Consider the following 310-nt stretch of genomic DNA (forward strand, 5'->3'; position numbering starts at 1 on the left):
ATCGCCGACATCCGCGACCGCGAGCGCATCATGCGCCTGATGGCGGGGTTCAAGCCGGACATCGTGTTCCACGCCGCCGCGCTCAAGCACGTGCCGATCCTCGAACGCGACTGGAGCGAGGGCGTCAAGACCAACATCTTCGGCTCGATCAACGTTGCGGATGCCGCCGTTGCCGCCGGCGCCGAAGCCATGGTGATGATTTCGACCGACAAGGCGATCGAGCCGGTGTCGATGCTCGGCCTGACCAAGCGCTTTGCGGAGATGTACTGCCAGGCGCTGGATCACGACCTCGCAGCCGGGGCGCACGGCG

General features: G+C 66.1%; 1 protein-coding gene. It reads left to right on the forward strand.

Going from position 1 to position 310, the window contains the following annotated elements:
* A partial coding sequence (locus RAD10_RS41620) for a polysaccharide biosynthesis protein (RefSeq protein ID WP_461622003.1) occupies positions 1-310 on the forward strand: 310 nt, incomplete at both ends.

This window comes from Bradyrhizobium sp. 23AC (genome assembly GCF_054863025.1).